The 14731-nt window shown below is 68.3% G+C and carries 13 protein-coding genes; 8 read left to right on the forward strand and 5 right to left on the reverse strand.

Annotated features, from left to right (window positions below):
- Positions 1–60 precede the first annotated feature (60 nt).
- On the reverse strand, positions 61–2589 hold the full coding sequence (locus tag AC1DRO_RS06145; protein ID WP_476950187.1) for a DNA gyrase/topoisomerase IV subunit A: 2529 nt from the start codon (positions 2587–2589) through the stop codon (positions 61–63).
- Positions 2590–2656: 67 nt separating this feature from the next.
- On the opposite strand from AC1DRO_RS06145, the gene AC1DRO_RS06150 reads away from it, so the two are divergent.
- From AC1DRO_RS06150 to AC1DRO_RS06160, 3 genes are all read left to right on the forward strand, one after another.
- Positions 2657–5368: a bifunctional acetate--CoA ligase family protein/GNAT family N-acetyltransferase gene (locus tag AC1DRO_RS06150; protein WP_476950188.1), complete on the forward strand. Its 2712-nt coding sequence runs from the start codon at positions 2657–2659 to the stop codon at positions 5366–5368.
- An 80-nt stretch (positions 5369–5448) separates the two neighbouring features.
- Entirely contained in the window at positions 5449–6192 is a 744-nt protein-coding gene (locus AC1DRO_RS06155; RefSeq protein WP_476950189.1) for a DUF5998 family protein, read from the forward strand.
- A gap of 67 nt (positions 6193–6259) precedes the next feature.
- Entirely contained in the window at positions 6260–7486 is a 1227-nt protein-coding gene (locus tag AC1DRO_RS06160) for an alkaline phosphatase family protein (RefSeq protein ID WP_476950324.1), read from the forward strand.
- A gap of 112 nt (positions 7487–7598) precedes the next feature.
- Here the strand turns inward: AC1DRO_RS06160 and sepH are convergent, their stop codons facing one another.
- Positions 7599–9023, reverse strand: coding sequence for a septation protein SepH (gene sepH / locus AC1DRO_RS06165; protein ID WP_476950190.1), 1425 nt, complete (start codon positions 9021–9023; stop codon positions 7599–7601).
- A 332-nt stretch (positions 9024–9355) separates the two neighbouring features.
- On the opposite strand from sepH, the gene AC1DRO_RS06170 reads away from it, so the two are divergent.
- The gene (locus AC1DRO_RS06170; protein WP_018772415.1) at positions 9356–9655 is read left to right on the forward strand and encodes a DUF4193 domain-containing protein; all 300 of its coding nucleotides are present in this window, start codon (positions 9356–9358) and stop codon (positions 9653–9655) included.
- Positions 9656–9779: 124 nt separating this feature from the next.
- On the opposite strand, the gene AC1DRO_RS06175 is transcribed toward AC1DRO_RS06170, so the two are convergent.
- The gene (locus AC1DRO_RS06175; RefSeq protein WP_476950191.1) at positions 9780–10265 is read right to left on the reverse strand and encodes a DUF3093 domain-containing protein; all 486 of its coding nucleotides are present in this window, start codon (positions 10263–10265) and stop codon (positions 9780–9782) included.
- Between the two features lie 141 nt (positions 10266–10406).
- On the opposite strand from AC1DRO_RS06175, the gene dut reads away from it, so the two are divergent.
- The 4 genes from dut to AC1DRO_RS06195 all read left to right on the forward strand — a co-directional run bounded on the left by dut (position 10407) and on the right by AC1DRO_RS06195 (position 13155).
- On the forward strand, positions 10407–10925 hold the full coding sequence (gene dut, locus AC1DRO_RS06180; protein ID WP_230010969.1) for a dUTP diphosphatase: 519 nt from the start codon (positions 10407–10409) through the stop codon (positions 10923–10925).
- A gap of 175 nt (positions 10926–11100) precedes the next feature.
- Entirely contained in the window at positions 11101–11847 is a 747-nt protein-coding gene (locus AC1DRO_RS06185) for a DUF3710 domain-containing protein (protein ID WP_028277000.1), read from the forward strand.
- A complete protein-coding gene (locus tag AC1DRO_RS06190; RefSeq protein WP_028277001.1) occupies positions 11840–12295 on the forward strand; it encodes a hypothetical protein in 456 nt (151 codons plus the stop codon). Before AC1DRO_RS06185 ends, AC1DRO_RS06190 begins: the two co-directional genes overlap by 8 nt.
- A complete protein-coding gene (locus AC1DRO_RS06195; protein ID WP_476950192.1) occupies positions 12292–13155 on the forward strand; it encodes a DUF3159 domain-containing protein in 864 nt (287 codons plus the stop codon). Before AC1DRO_RS06190 ends, AC1DRO_RS06195 begins: the two co-directional genes overlap by 4 nt.
- 82 nt (positions 13156–13237) lie before the next feature.
- Here AC1DRO_RS06195 and AC1DRO_RS06200 read toward each other — a convergent pair whose 3' ends face one another.
- On the reverse strand, positions 13238–13981 hold the full coding sequence (locus AC1DRO_RS06200) for a potassium channel family protein (RefSeq protein ID WP_018772421.1): 744 nt from the start codon (positions 13979–13981) through the stop codon (positions 13238–13240).
- Complete coding sequence (locus AC1DRO_RS06205) at positions 13982–14653, reverse strand: potassium channel family protein (RefSeq protein WP_079553719.1); 672 nt, start codon at positions 14651–14653, stop codon at positions 13982–13984. It abuts the gene before it with no gap.
- Between the last annotated feature and the right edge of the window lie 78 nt (positions 14654–14731).

Here is a 14731-nt window from a genome sequence, read left to right on the forward strand (position 1 = left end):
ATCACGAAGCCCGGCCGGAGCGCGACAGCGCCGCCGGCCGGGTTTCGTTCGTCCGCGGTCCTACGTGTCGTTGCCGGCTTCCGGGTCCCCTGACCACGCCATGCTGGGTCCAATGGCGTCGATCGCCTGGGACAGCGGAATGCCGGAGCCGTCGCGGCGGCCATGCTCGCCGGGGAGTGAGCGCGCCACACCTGCGAGGGAGGACGCCTTGGCCGGACCGTGCCCAGCCCAGCCGAGCAGCAGCGTGTCCTCGCCCTTGAGGAAACGGTGTGCCCGCACCCCGGCAGTCGCCCGGCCCTTGACCGGGTACTCGGCCAGGGCGGTGACCTTCGCGGCCCCGGGGGCTGTGCCCGGCAGCGCGCCTTCGGTCCCCGCGATGGTCACGACGACGGCGGCGGCGTCAGCGGGGCTGGCGGTCCCGAAGAACATCACCCGGTCCCCGGCGGCCAGCTTGATCCCGGCCATGCCGCCGGCGGTCCGGCCCTGCGGGCGGACGGCGGAGGCGCTGAAGCGCAGCAGTTGGGCCTGCCGCGTGATGAAGACGAGGTCGTCGTCGTCGGACCCGGCGGGGGCAACGCCCACCACGGTGTCCTTGTCTTTGAGCGCGATCGCTTCCCAGTCTTCGCGGTTCAGCGGATAGTCCGGCTGCACCCGCTTGACCACGCCCTGGGCGGTTCCGATTGCCAGGACCTGGTCCAGCGGTGCGAAGGCCACCAGTGATTCCCCCTTGAGCAGAGTGATGAAATCCTTGGCCGCTACCCCGCCGGCCATGTTGGGGGTACCCGAGGTTGGCGGCAGCACAGGCATGTCCATGACCTGCAGGCGCAGCATGCGGCCCTGCGAGGTCACGGCGGCGATCTCGCCGCGGGCGGTGGTTTTGACCACGGAGGAGAAAACGTCATGCCGGGTCCGCGGTCCGGCCTCGGCCAGGCTGTCCTGGTTGGCGGTGCGGGCAATCTGTCCGGACACGGTGAGGATGGCCCAGCAAGGATCGTCCGCGATCTCAAGGGCCAGCGGTGCGGCCTTGCCCTTGGCCCCGGCGGCTGCGCCCAGTGCCGCGGCGACGGTGGGGGAGACGGCCTCGGATTCCAGCAGGACGGTCCGGCGCGGTGTGCCGTACTTCTCCGCGATCTCGCCGAGTTCGTCGGACACCAGGGCACGGAGGAGCACGGGGGAGCCCAGGATCGCCTCAAGCTCCGCGATCTCCCGGCGGAGCTCCTCCTGCTCCTTCTCCAGCTCGACCCGCGAATATTTGGTCAGCTGCCGCAGCCGCAGTTCCAGGATGTAGTTGGCCTGGATCTCGGAGAGATCGTAGATGGACATCAGCCGGGTACGGGCCTCGGCCACCTCGTCGGAGGACCGGATGATCTGGATGACCTCGTCAATGTCCACGATCGCGACCAGGAGGCCTTCGACCAGGTGCAGGCGGTCCTTCTTCTTGCCCAGCCGGAACGCGGTGCGGCGCCGGACCACGTTGATCCGGTGGTCCACGTAGACCGAGAGCAGCTGGAGCAGCCCGAGGGTCTGCGGCTGGCCGTCGACGAGCGTCACGTTGTTGATGCCGAAGGAGTCCTCCATCGGGGTGTAGCGGTAGAGCTGCTGGAGCACGGCAGTGGGGTTGAAGCCGTTCTTGAGCTCAATGACCAGGCGCAGCCCGTGCTTGCGGTCGGTGAGGTCAACGACGTCGCTGATGCCGGTGAGCTTCTTGCCGTTGACGGCATCCTTGATCTTCTCGATCACCTTTTCCGGGCCCACCATGTACGGCAGTTCCGTGACCACCAGGCCGGTGCGGCGGGCCGAGAGCTGCTCGATGTCCACCTTCGCCCGGGTCTTGAAGGAGCCGCGGCCGGTGGCATAGGCGTCGCGGATGCCGTCCAGGCCCACGATCCGGCCGCCGGTGGGCAGGTCCGGGCCGGGGACGAACCTCATGATGTCCTCGAGCGTGGCGTCCGGGTTGTCGATCAGGTGCCGGGCCGCGGCGATGACCTCCACCAGGTTGTGCGGGGCCATATTGGTGGCCATGCCGACGGCGATGCCCGTCGCGCCGTTGACCAGCAGGTTGGGGAACGCGGCCGGCAGCACGTCCGGCTGGGTCAGCTGGTTGTCGTAGTTGGGAACGAAATCGACGACGTCCTCGTCGAGGTGGTCAGTGAGGGTCAGGGCCGCGGCCGCCAGCCGGGCTTCCGTGTAGCGGGGCGCCGCCGGGCCGTCGTCGAGCGAGCCAAAGTTGCCGTGTCCGTCGATCAGCGGCAGCCGCAGGGAAAAGTCCTGGGCCATGCGCACCATGGCGTCGTAGATCGCGGCGTCACCGTGCGGGTGCAGCTTGCCCATGACCTCGCCCACCACGCGGGCGCTCTTGACGTGGCCGCGGTCCGGGCGCAGCCCCATGTCGGACATCATGTAGAGGATCCGCCGCTGGACGGGCTTCAGGCCGTCGCGGGCGTCGGGGAGGGCCCGCGAATAGATCACCGAATAGGCGTATTCGAGGAATGAGCCTTCCATCTCGGACGTGACATCGATATCGACGATGTTCTCAACGAAATCCTGGCTGGGTTCCCCTGCCGGGGGCGTGGTTTGGCGGCGTGCCATAAGGCTGGTGGATCCTTCTGAGGGGTGCTGAACGGGTACTGCGTAAGTTTATGACTAGGCTAAGCCTATGGTGGATCAGCCGGCGGACGGCGTATATCCGGAATATTGGGAAGCCGATGTTGTCCTGCGCGACGGCGGCACGGCGCATGTGCGCCCCATCCACCCCTCCGATGCAGATGCGGTCCAGGCCTTCCACGTGGGCCAGTCCCAGAAGTCCATCTACATGCGCTTCTTCGCCTTCAAGTCCAAGCTTTCCAGCAAGGAACTCAAGCGCTTCACCGAGGTGGACTACAAGGACCGGGTGGCCCTGGTGATCACCATCGGCGGCGAAATCCTGGGCATCGGCCGTTACGACCGGCTCGATGACCCGGCCGAGGCCGAGGTCGCCTTCAACATCGCCGACGCCCACCAGGGCCGCGGCATCGGCTCGATCCTGCTCGAACACCTCGCCGCCGCGGCCCGCGAGAACGGGATCCGCAAGTTCAGCGCCGAGGTGCTTCCGGAGAACCGCAAGATGCTCATGGTCTTCTCCGACGCCGGCTACGACGTCAAACGCCACTTCGACGACGGCGTCGTCAGCCTCGAGTTCAACATCGACCCCACCGACAAATCCCGCGCCGTGATGGAATCCCGCGAGCACCGCGCCGAGGCCCGCAGCATCCAGGAACTGCTCGCCCCGGCGTCCGTGGCCGTGATCGGAGCCAGCCGCAAATGGGGCACCGTGGGCTACCAGCTGCTCGAGCACGTCATCGAAGGCGGCTTCAGCGGCCCGGTCTATGCGATCAACCCGGAGGCCCTGGAACTTGCCGGCATGCTCTCCTTCGCCCGGCTCTCCGAGGTTCCCGGCCCGGTCACGCTCGCCATCATCGCGGTCCCGTACGACGAGGTCCCCAAGGTGGTCCAGGAATGCGCGGCCGCCGGGGTCAAGGGAATCGTGGTGGCCACCGCTGGGTACGCGGACGACGGCGAACGCGGCCTGGCGCGCCAGCGCGAACTGGTCCGGCAGGCCCGGGAAAACGGCATGCGCGTGATCGGCCCGGCGTCCCTGGGCATCGTCAACACCAACCCGGCCGTGTCCCTCAACGCCTCGATGGCACCGGCCCTGGCCCGCCGCGGCGGCCTGGGGCTGTTCAGCCAGTCGGCCGCGATCGGCGTCTCCCTCTACGCGGCCTCCAGCCGGCGCCGGGTTGGCATCTCTACCTTCCTCTCGGCCGGCAACCGGGCCGACGTCTCCGGCAACGACATGATGCAGTACTGGGAAGACGACGCCGACACCACGGCGGTGGGCCTGTACCTGGAATCGATCGGCAACCCGCGCAAGTTCTCCCGGCTGGCCCGCCGCCTTGCCCGCACCAAACCGGTGATTGTGGCCAAGTCCGACGCCATGGGCCTGAACCTGCCGCCCGGTCATGCCGTCCGCACCACCCAGGCGCCCTCGGAAGCGCTGGACGCCATGATGCGGCAGGCGGGGGTGATCCGGGTCGAGACCATCGAAGAGCTCATGGACGTCGCCCAGATCGTCTCGAGCCAGCCGCTGCCCGGGGGCCCCGGCATGGCCGTCTTCAGCAACTCGCGCGCCCTTGGCAAGGTGGTCGCGGACAGTGCCGCCCGCCAGGGGCTTGGCGTGGAACGGATCGTGACCGACGTCGACCTCGACGCGGGCATGTCCCGGGCACTGCCGGCCCTGCGGCGGAGCCTGCAGGAAACCCTGACCGCGGACACGGTGTACGCCGCGGTGGTCGCGCTGCTGCCGGCGCACGGTCTCACCGTCGAAAAGATCGCCGGTGTGCTGGCCGAATGCTCCGCGGCGGCCGGCAAGCCGGTGGTTGCCGCCTTTAGCGGAATCCTTGATCCCTCCATCTATGTGGAGGGCATGGTCGGCGCCGAACCTGAACAGCCCCACCAGCCCGCCCCCGCTCCGCCGGTCCCGTGCTACTCCAACCCGGGTGCGGCGGTGGCGGCCCTTGCCGCCGTCGTGCGCTACGCCCAATGGCTGGACCGGGACCAGGGCCTCTTCGTGGAACCCGAAGGGTGCCACCCGGAGCCCGCCCGGGCGGACCTGGAGGTCCTTCTGCGCGATGTGGGCGGCGAGCAGCTCGTCCGGCTGGACCAGGACACGGCCGCCCGGCTGCTGGGCCACTACGGCATCCGGCTGGTCCCGTCCGTCGGGTTCGAGACGGCGGAGGAGGCCGTGGCCGCGGCAGGGCAGCTCGGCTGGCCCGTGGCCTTGAAGACCACGGACCCGGCACTGCGGCACCGGCTGGACCTCGGCGGTGTGCGGCTGGACATCCAGGACGCCGATTCGCTGCGGCGCAACGTGCTGGAGATGCGCAAATCGCTCGAGCGGTACGGCTCGCCGTCCCTGGAAGTGCAGACCATGGTGCCCGTGGGGCAGGCCTGCACTTTCCGCGCCATCGAAGACCCGCTGCTGGGGCCGGTGATCTCCTTCGGCCTGGCCGGAGACGCCGTGAACCTGCTCGATGACTGGGCCCACCGCGTGCCGCCGCTCTCCGGCTCCGACGTCCACGACTTCATCCGGGCGCCCCGGGCGTCGCGGAAGCTTTTCGGCTACCAGGGCCTGCCCGCCGTCGACGTCGCGGCGCTCGAGGACCTCGCAGCCCGCCTCACCAGGCTGAAGGACAACCACCCGGAGATCGCGCTGGTGCATTTCAATCCCGTCCTCGCCGGGCCCGATGGCGCCTCGATCCTGGCCGCCGATGTCAGGATCGCGAACGCCGCCCAGCGGACCGACAGTGCGCGCCGGGCGATGCGCAGTTAGGGTCGAACCTCCCGGGCTGCAGCCCGCGTCCGGGGCCCTGCAGTTAGCAAGTCCCCAGCTGATCTGTGAAAATGGAGACTATGAGCTCCCAGCCTCCAGCACCCAAGCCCCTGGCGACCGCCCCCGCACGCCAGACCGCGCACCACCACGGCCTCCATGACCACAGTGCGCAGGGCCAGAGCCTGGAAGGGGCCCTCCAGCAGGCCGGTTTTTACCCCCGGCTCGTGGCCGACGTCGTCGCCGATGCCCTGGATGGCCGTGATTGCGTGGCCCACCTCGTACATCTCGAGACACACTTCGACCGGGCCGAGGTCCGCCGCCACATCACCGTCCTGGTGTTGACCGACGACATGTTGGTCATTACCCATGTCGACGACCAGCAGCTCGACGAGGCCGGCGAGCAGACCGTCGCCCAGGTGTCCACCGAGTCCGTTCCCGTCACTCAGATCCGCTCGGTGGTCTTGAGCTATGTCTACGCCCAGCCGCAGGACTACAAGCCTTCCGACCCTGTCCGCGAGCTGACGTTGTCCATTGCATGGTCCGGCGGCCAGCGCCTCGACATGGGTCCGGCCAGCTGCGGGGATCCTCAGTGCGAGGCCGATCACGGCTACAGCGGCACCATTGCCCAGGAAGACATCGTCCTGCGCATCAGCGCCGAAGCGGACGGCCTGCAGGCCGTACAGGATGCCAAGCTCTTCGCCCGCGCCCTCCGTGCAGTGAACACCGGCTCCGCGGCGCCGGTCCCGCACAACGGGCCCGGGCTGCCGCCCCGACCGCGGATGGGCGTGTTCGGAAACCGCCTCAGCCGCGGCCATCAGCGCTGACATGGCCCATTTCCGTCAGCCTGAGCCCGCCGAAGATCAGCTGCCAGTCCCGGTATTGGCTCCCTCCCTGGCCGCCGACGCCGCCGCCGCCGTCCCGCTGGCCGCCGGCGCCGGTCCGTCCCCGCTCCCGCCCGCCCCGGCGTTCGGGCACCGTTCCATCGCCGAGGTGCTCACCAGCGCCGCCGCCAGCCTGGGTGTCCCGGGGTTTGAGAACAAACTGAACCTTCCGGCCGCCAAACGCGTGTGTGTGGTGCTGGCCGACGGGCTGGGCCGGAACCTGTTGAAGCAGAAGAGCGCCCACACCCCGTTCCTGCGTGCGGTCCAGCAGGCCGGCCAGGGCCAGGTGCCCGTGTCGCTGGACTCGGCGTTCCCGTCCACCACCGCGGCATCCCTCGCCAGCTTTGGCACCGGACTGTCGGCGGGCCAGCACGGCATGGTGGGCTATGACGTCCTGGATCCGGATCAGGACCGGGTAGTGAACATGCTGGGCAACTGGGACGCCGGCGTGGACCCGCGGACGTGGCAGCCGTTCCCCACCGTTTTCGAACGGGCCGCGGAACACGTCGATGTCACGACGGTCAGCCTGCCGCAGTTCAGCACCTCGGCCATGACCGAGGCCGCGCTCCGCGGAGGCCGCTTCCTCACCGGAACCACGTCGCACGCCCGGACCGAAGCTGCCGCCGAGGCCATGGCCGGCGCCGGTCCTTCGCTGATGTACTTCTATGTCAATGAGCTCGACAAGGCCGGGCACCGCCACGGCTGCCAGTCAGCCCAGTGGGAGCACCAGCTGGAAGAGCTCGATGCCACTGTGCGCCGGCTCAACGCCACCCTGCCGGCCGGCACCACCGTACTGCTGACGGCGGACCACGGAATGGTGGACGTGCCCGAATCGCAGCGGATCGACTACTCGGCGGAGCCGGCGCTGCTCGCCGGCGTGCGGCACACCGCTGGGGAGCCGCGCATGGTCCACCTCTACCTCGAGGATGGAACGGACGACGACGCCCGCGGCCGCCTGCTGGCCAACTGGCGGTCCCGTTTCGGGGACAGAATATGGGCCTTCACCCGTGAGGAAGCGATCGCGGGCGGCCTGTTCGGCGACGTGCGGGCCGAGGCTGCCTTGCGGATCGGCGACGTCATGATCGCGGCCCGGGACGCGCTGGCGCTTTACGATACACGCAGGGTCCGGCCCACTGCCGTTGAGGTCGTGGGCCAGCACGGTTCCCTGACGAAAGCCGAGCGGGAAGTCCCGCTGCTCTACTTCCAGGCCGACGGTAAAAAAGCACCCCGCGGCTGACGGCCACGCCGGAAATCGCTGCCTGAAATTCGGGACGGAAATCCCTGCCTGAAATATTGGACTGAGCCTGAAATATTGGGACGGAAATTCCTGCTCGAAATTCGGGCTGTTCTTATTGGTCGTTGCGGGTTCCGAAGACGATTTCGTCCCAGCTCGGAACGCTGGAGCGCTTCGGCTTGGCCGGCTGGCGCTCGGGCTGGTCCGTTCCGGGCTCGCTCCGGGCAGCGGCGTGGGACTCGCGGTGCTGCCGCCGGGACGTTCCGCCGCCGATCAATTCATCCAGGCCCGGGCTCGCCATCGGGCCGCTCTTAGGGGCCGGGCGCAGTTGCGAGGCCGCGATGGTGACTTCCCGGGTCTCCGTGCTGACGCCGTCGTGCAGTTTCAGGGCATCGTCCTCCTCCGGGAGGCGCGGTGCGAGGCTCAGCCGCGAGAGCATCGACGGCCTGCCGTCGCGCCGTCGCGTGAAGGAGTCGGTTTCCGACGCGGCGGCCTCCACTGCAGGAACGTCCGGCAGACCGGGGTTGATGAGAGCCGGATCGGTCTCGGCCGGGACGGGATCGCCCTCCGCAGCGGATTCGGGGATGGCATCCGGCTCCACAGCTGCCGGAATCCCGGTTGCTTCCGGGACCTCCGACGGGCGGGGGTGGGCCGCGGGGACGCCGGTGGTCAGGAGCGTGGCAAGGGCATCGTCCGCGTCCTCGTCCACGCCGATCCGCTGGCCGCGGCGGGAACGCAGCATGTCCAGCAGCCCGTCGGCGTCTTGTTCCTGGTGGATCCTGTCCTGCTGGAGCAGCATCTGGTGAATAATGCTGTGCTGGCCGGTCGCTGTGCGGGCCGCGGCCTCGGCATCGGTTTCAAAGTCGAAGGGCCGGTCGGAGACGGCCGTAAGGCGCCGGGTCGGCACTGGGCCTTCGAGCGGCTCAAGTTCGCTCAGCTGCTGGGCCCAGCGGTTGGCGTTTTGCAGGGTCTTCCGGGCGGGGTGGAAGGTCCACAGGGCCGGCGGCTCCTCGCCGATTCCGGCCGGGCCGTCGGGCTTGGGATCGAAGCGGGCCACCACGTTCCAGCTGCCGTCGGGACGTCGCCAGGAATCCCACTCCAGGGTTGAGGGCTCGACACCGTGGGCCCTGAGCCGGTGCTCGACCATGTCGCTGAGGGACGCCGGGTTTTCACCGAACACCGACCGGTAGGCGTCGTGGCCCGGGGCGGGGGAGGCGACCTCCACCTTGCGGGCCTGCTGCGCGATGTACTCGCGTTCGGCCAGGACCGGGCCCTCGTAGCGCTGGACTTTCTCCAGCGGAATTCCGGACAGTTCCGCCACTTCGGCGGCGGTGGCCCCGTTGCGAATCCTGGTCTGGATGTCGCGCGGTGACATGGCAATAGGGGGTGCGGCCGCGCTGGACGCGGTCTTCGCCGACGTCCGGCTGGCTGCCACCCGAAGTGCTTCATCGATCGGCAGCTGGAACATCTCGCCGCCGGTGCCACTCAACAGGAGATGCTCTCCGTCGTCGTGGACGCCTACAAGCCGTAGATCCTGCATACAAATCCTCCACCCTGGCATTACTAACAATCGAAACTCTGCCACCAGCGGGACGCATTTCGGGTTAGGACGGCAGGCGCGCCGTGATTTTCCGCGACTTTCCGCGACTTTCCGCCGGTTTTTGCTGGTCTGTGGGAGAGATCGGGGCGAGGGGACCGGTGGGCTCTGGCATTCGGGAGGCGCTTAAGCAAAAATGACCCGACACCGGGCACAAAAACCGCATGTCCGGCGTTACAACGGTGAACCGTTCCCGGAGCCCAGGGTTACCATCCCGGCGGGCCATCCCGGAACGGCGAATCAATCGAACGAATGCGGAGTGTGAGCAACAAATAATGGCGACTGATTACGATGCGCCGCGTAAGACCGAAGAAGACCTCAGCGAGGATTCGATTGAGGCTCTGAAGGCGCGGCGTACGGAGAAGCCTTCCGCCGTGGTGGATGAAGATGAGTCCGACCTCGCCGAAGGCTACGAACTTCCCGGCGCAGACCTGTCCGGGGAGGAACTGCTGGTCCGGGTCCTGCCCGCCCAGGCTGACGAATTCACGTGTGCCTCCTGCTTCCTCGTCCGCCACCGTTCGCAGATTGCCCGCGAAAAGGACGGCCTCAAGTACTGCAAGGATTGCGAGGGCTAGGCACGCGGCAGCCCTGACCAGGACCCCGCATCCCGGATCCCGGGCACGCATGTCAGGACCGGGGAGGAGCCGACGTGAGGTGCCCTCTGGGAGTTGGGGAGAGCCGTGCAGGAGGCGGTGGGAACTAAGCGTTGAGCGCGGCGATCAGTTGCTCCGGGTGGCGGCTTGACGCCAGCCAGTACGGGGTGCGGTCCGAGGGGTCCTCGATCTCGATTCGGACCACCGGATCCACCCACCCACGGATACACAGGAACGCCAGCCCATTGAGCCGGGTGCCCCGCTCCGCCGTCGCTTCTTTGCCCCGGAACGCCGTGGCCTTGCCCAGGAACCCGCGTTCAATTGTGGCCCTGCCCACCTTCAGGGTGGTCCTCGTGACAGTGATTGACGGCGTGGACAGGACCAGCAGCACGGTGATGATGACGAAGAGCACGATCGCTGCGGTGATACCGGCCCAGATGCTGATGGGCGCCAGCATGAGGATCCCGGCACTGGAGAACCCCGCCGCGACCAGCCAGATCCAGAAGTTCGGCCAAAGCTTCTCGGAGTAAAGGGCAGTGGAGTCGCTCGGGGCGCTCTTCGGGGCAGGCGCGGCTGCGCTGGATTCGGGCATAAGCACAGCTTTTCATCTTTCCCGGGCTATTTCACCTCGGCCCCGCCCGGCTCCAGCCCTGGATCAACCCGCGGGGGCCGTGCCCGGGCAGGCCAGCGGCGGCTAGGACGATGTTCCTTGCGGGCGTTAGAGTGAGGGACTGTGACTGAAGAAAACACCGCCGTCGCCAGTGCCGCACCGACGGCCAGCGACGCAGCCTACGGAACGCCCACCTTGACGGTACAGCTGAAGATGCTCGACGACGGGCTCGAGCCGCCGTCGTACGCGCACCCGGGCGATGCGGGCGCTGACCTCCGCGCCCGCGAGGACGTCGTCCTCGCCCCGGGGGAGCGCCGCCTCGTCCCGACAGGCGTCTCGATTGCGCTTCCGGATGGATTCGTTGCGCTGATCCACCCCAGGTCCGGCCTCGCCACCAAGCACGGACTCACGGTGGTGAACGCCCCGGGGACCGTGGACGCCGGCTACCGCGGTGAAATCGCGGTGACACTGCTCAATACGGACCGGGACGAGGCGATCGAGCTCCGCCGCGGCGATAGAATTGCACAAATGGTCATTCAGCGCGTGGAGTACGCCAGGTTCCTCCCGGTCGAGGAGCTCGACGGCTCCGTCCGCGGCGGGGGAGGCTTCGGTTCCACCGGCGGTTTCGGCGGACCGGCCTGAGCGCAGGCCCCGGCAACGCCACGGGAGCCAACTGCGTTTCTGCAGTGCCGCTGGCACTGCAGCACATGCAGGCAATAATGCACGGAATTAAGGAGCCGGCCGCGGGGTAGCGGGCGGACAGGCGCCAGGACGGCGCCGGGCGGCGGTACAGGATCACAACTGAAGGAGACACCCCATGGTTTTTGGGCGCGGCAGGAAAGCCAAACAGGAGCAGCCGACCGGGGCCGATACGGACCAGAACGCTGTGGCCACGGAAGCTGCCGGTGACGCCGCCGCGACACCGGCCGGGAACGTTGCCGAAACCGCCGGCCGGGCCGCGACCGGCCCCTTCGACGTCTCGGAAATCGACGACCAGGACGGGTACGTGGACCTCGGTGCGCTGCTGATCGCACCCCGCGAGGGGCTCCAGCTCCGCTTGGAGGTTGAAGAGGCGAGCCAGCGCGTCGTCGCCGTCACCATGGACCTGGAGGGATCGAGCCTTCAGCTGCAGGCCTTCGCCGCCCCCCGCTCCGAGGGCCTGTGGGATGAAATCCGTGAGCAGATCGGGCAGTCGGTCGGCAGCCAGGGCGGCCAGGTCGAGGAGGTCGAGGGCAGCTTCGGCACCGAACTCGTGGCGAAGCTTCCCGCCGGCGGTGCGGACGGCAGCCAGGGATACCGCGTGGCCCGCTTCATCGGCGTCGATGGCCCGCGCTGGTTCCTCCGCGGAGTCTTCGGCGGCGAGGCAGCCCTTGACCGCGACGCGGCGGCCGGACTGGAGGGGCTCTTCCGGAAGATCGTCGTGGTCCGCGGCGAGAACCCCATGCCGCCGCGTGACCTGCTGCAGCTGCGCCTGCCCAAGGACACCGCCGCTGCACCGTCGCCGCAGGCGGCCCCCGAATTCGAACAGCCCGAACGCGGACCGGAGATAACCCAGATTGGCTGATGCCGCCGGCAAGAAAGCCACCGCCGCCATGTCCGTCCGGGACTTGCCGGACCGCGGGCGGGTGCTGTGCCACGGCTTCATCGAGTCCGTCACGTACGTGCCCGCCAACCAGGTGGCTTCCTTCATTGCGATCCTGATCGATCACGACGTACCTGCGCCCGTCAGCCGTTTCCCGGGTTTTGGTGCCAAAGCCGGCTCCGGTGCCGGGGCGGCCAGCAGCCTGCCGGCCAACGGGGTATCAACACACCGGGTGCGCCCCGGTGCCCAGCGCCAGCGGCCGGCCGGTCCCAAGGAGCGGCTGCGCGTTGTATGGCTGGGCCGGCGCCGGATCCCCGGCGTCGACGCCGGAACGGAGCTCCGGCTCGAGGGCATGGTCACCATCCGCGACGGGCTGCCCACGATCTTCAACCCCCGCTACGAAATACTCTCCCGCCAGGAGGAGCAATGACCTTGCCCGAACACCCCGAGCGGGCCCGCCAGGAGCGGCCTCAACAAGACACCGACCGGCAGGAGCCGGTGGAATCCGCGGACGGCGGCCGGGACATGTCCGCACCCGTGACTTCCGAGCCCACAACCGCACAGCCCACAACCGCCCAGCCCACAACCGCCCAGCCCACAACCGCCGCGCCAACTGTCGCACAGCTTGCCGGGGACTACGCGGCCAAGGCCGGCCTGCACCGGTCGAGCAACGGCAACATCGATGTGCTTAGAAGCGCCGGCGGCATCCAGGGCATCGCCGAGAGCATCCTCCCGGGCCTGGTCTTCCTGATTGCCTTCACTATCGACCGGGAAAACCTGGCGATGGCCGTCACGGCCTCCCTGGCGGTGGCCGCCGTCTTCACCGTGGCGCGGCTGGTTCAGCGCAAACCACTGACGCAGGCTCTCGCCGGCTTCATCGGCGTCGGCCTCTCCGCCTGGCTGGCCACCTCGACCGGCAAAGCAGAGAACTTCTACGTCCTGGGGTTCTTCACCAACGTCGGCTACATCCTGGCAATGTCGATCTCCGTGTTCGTGCGCTGGCCGATCGCCGGCCTGCTCTTCGGCTTCATCCGCAACGAGGGCCTGGAATGGCGCAAGGACCCGAAACGGATCAGGGCGTACAGCATCGGCACGTGGGTGATCGTTGCCGTGCTGGTCCTGCGGCTCGTGGTGCAGGTGCCGCTCTACTTTATGGGCGAGCAGGGCCTCGCCGCCCTCGCCACCACCAGGCTCCTCATGGGCGCCCCGCTGTACATCCTCGGCATCTGGATTGCGTGGCTGATCACCCGGCCGGCCCCGGTGCCCGCCGCGGCCCCAGAGGCCAACTGACCCGATGCGCTATCAGATATGGCCGTTCCCAAACTTCGGGAACGGCCATATCTGGTAGCGCAACTATTGGGAGCGGAACGGATCAGCCGTCGAAGCCGTCGTCCCCGGCCGGCTGGGTGCCGTGGCCATGCTGGTCCGAGGTCACCGGGTGCTGGTCCTCCAGCGGTGATTCGGGCGCCAGCAGGGCGCGGAGGTCGTCCTCGGCCGCGATCGTGGTGACAAAGAACAGTTCGTCGCCGCCGTCGATCACGTCGTCGCGGCTCGGCGTGATGGGCGCCTGGTCCCGCAGGATCGCAACGAGGGTGGCGTCCTCGGGCCACTGGACATCGCCCACGGTCAGCCCGATCACATGCGAGTCGTGCGGGACCGTGAACTCCACCAGCGAGGACACCCCGGTCTGCAGTGTCAGCAGCCGCACCAGGTCACCGATCTCCACCGCCTCCTCCACCAGGGCGGTCATCAGCTGCGGGGTGTTGACCGCGACGTCGACGCCCCAGGAGTCGTCGAACATCCAGTCGTTCTTGGGGTTGTTGACCCGGCCGACGGTACGCCCGACGCCGAATTCCGTTTTGGCCAGCAGCGAGACCACCAGGTTGACCTTGTCGTCACCGGTGGCGGAAACCACGACGTCGGCGTCCTCGAGTTTGGCGTCCTGCAGCGTGCTCAGCTCGCAGGCATCACCGACCAGCCAGTGGGCTCCGCGCAGCCCGCTCCGGCCGATGACCTCCGGCTTCTCGTCGATCAGCAGGATTTCGTGCTTGTGGGCCAGCAACTCGCGGGCGATCGAGGACCCGACGCTTCCGGCACCGACGATGACGACTTTCACTCAGGACTCCTTGGCGGGGGATTTGGCGAGAATGTGGCCGATCTCGGAGCTCCGGTCCACGTTCAGCATGGCGTGGACAGTGTCGCCGTCCTGGTAGGACGTGGCGGCAGCGGGCAGCATGCCCTCACCGAACCGGGTCAGATACGCGATCCGGATGCCGGCCGCCTTCTCGATCGAGGAGATCGGGTGCCCGATCCAGTCGGGGTTGAGGTCAACCTCGGCGAGCACCAGCCGGCCCGAGGGCTCCCGGAAGTCACCGGCGATGTGCTGTTCGGGCAGGATGCGGCGCAGTACCTGGTCGGCGCTCCAGCGGACCGCGGCGACCGTGGGAATGCCGAGGCGCTGGTAGATTTCGGCGCGGCCCGGGTCATAGATCCTGGCCACCACATGGGGCACGTGGAAGGTCTCCCGCGCCACCCGGGTGGCGAGGATGTTGGAGTTGTCGCCGCTGGAAACCGCCGCGAAGGCGTAGGCTTCCTCTACGCCGGCGCGCTTCATCGTCTCGCGGTCAAACCCGACCCCCGTGACCTTCCGTCCGGAAAATCCTGTGCGGAGCCGCCGGAAGGCGCGGTCGTCCTGGTCGATGATGGCCACCGAATGCCCGGCGTCCTCGAGCGTGTGTGCCAGGGTTGCCCCGACACGGCCACAACCCATGATCACGAAGTGCGCCACATGGGCCTCCTCTTGGTTCTGCGTCTGATACTGCGTAAAACTCTACCGGCCACGCGGTCCCGGAAGGCCACGGGCACG

Source organism: Arthrobacter sp. P4_F11 (assembly GCF_056401395.1).

Coding starts and splice junctions, on each gene's coding strand:
- AC1DRO_RS06145 (WP_476950187.1), bottom strand. CDS start 2,589: ATGGCACGCCGCCAAACCACGCCCCCGGCAGGGGAACCCAGCCAGGAT.
- AC1DRO_RS06150 (WP_476950188.1), top strand. CDS start 2,657: ATGGTGGATCAGCCGGCGGACGGCGTATATCCGGAATATTGGGAAGCC.
- AC1DRO_RS06155 (WP_476950189.1), top strand. CDS start 5,449: ATGAGCTCCCAGCCTCCAGCACCCAAGCCCCTGGCGACCGCCCCCGCA.
- sepH (WP_476950190.1), bottom strand. CDS start 9,023: ATGCAGGATCTACGGCTTGTAGGCGTCCACGACGACGGAGAGCATCTC.
- AC1DRO_RS06170 (WP_018772415.1), top strand. CDS start 9,356: ATGGCGACTGATTACGATGCGCCGCGTAAGACCGAAGAAGACCTCAGC.
- AC1DRO_RS06175 (WP_476950191.1), bottom strand. CDS start 10,265: ATGCCCGAATCCAGCGCAGCCGCGCCTGCCCCGAAGAGCGCCCCGAGC.
- AC1DRO_RS06185 (WP_028277000.1), top strand. CDS start 11,101: ATGGTTTTTGGGCGCGGCAGGAAAGCCAAACAGGAGCAGCCGACCGGG.
- AC1DRO_RS06195 (WP_476950192.1), top strand. CDS start 12,292: ATGACCTTGCCCGAACACCCCGAGCGGGCCCGCCAGGAGCGGCCTCAA.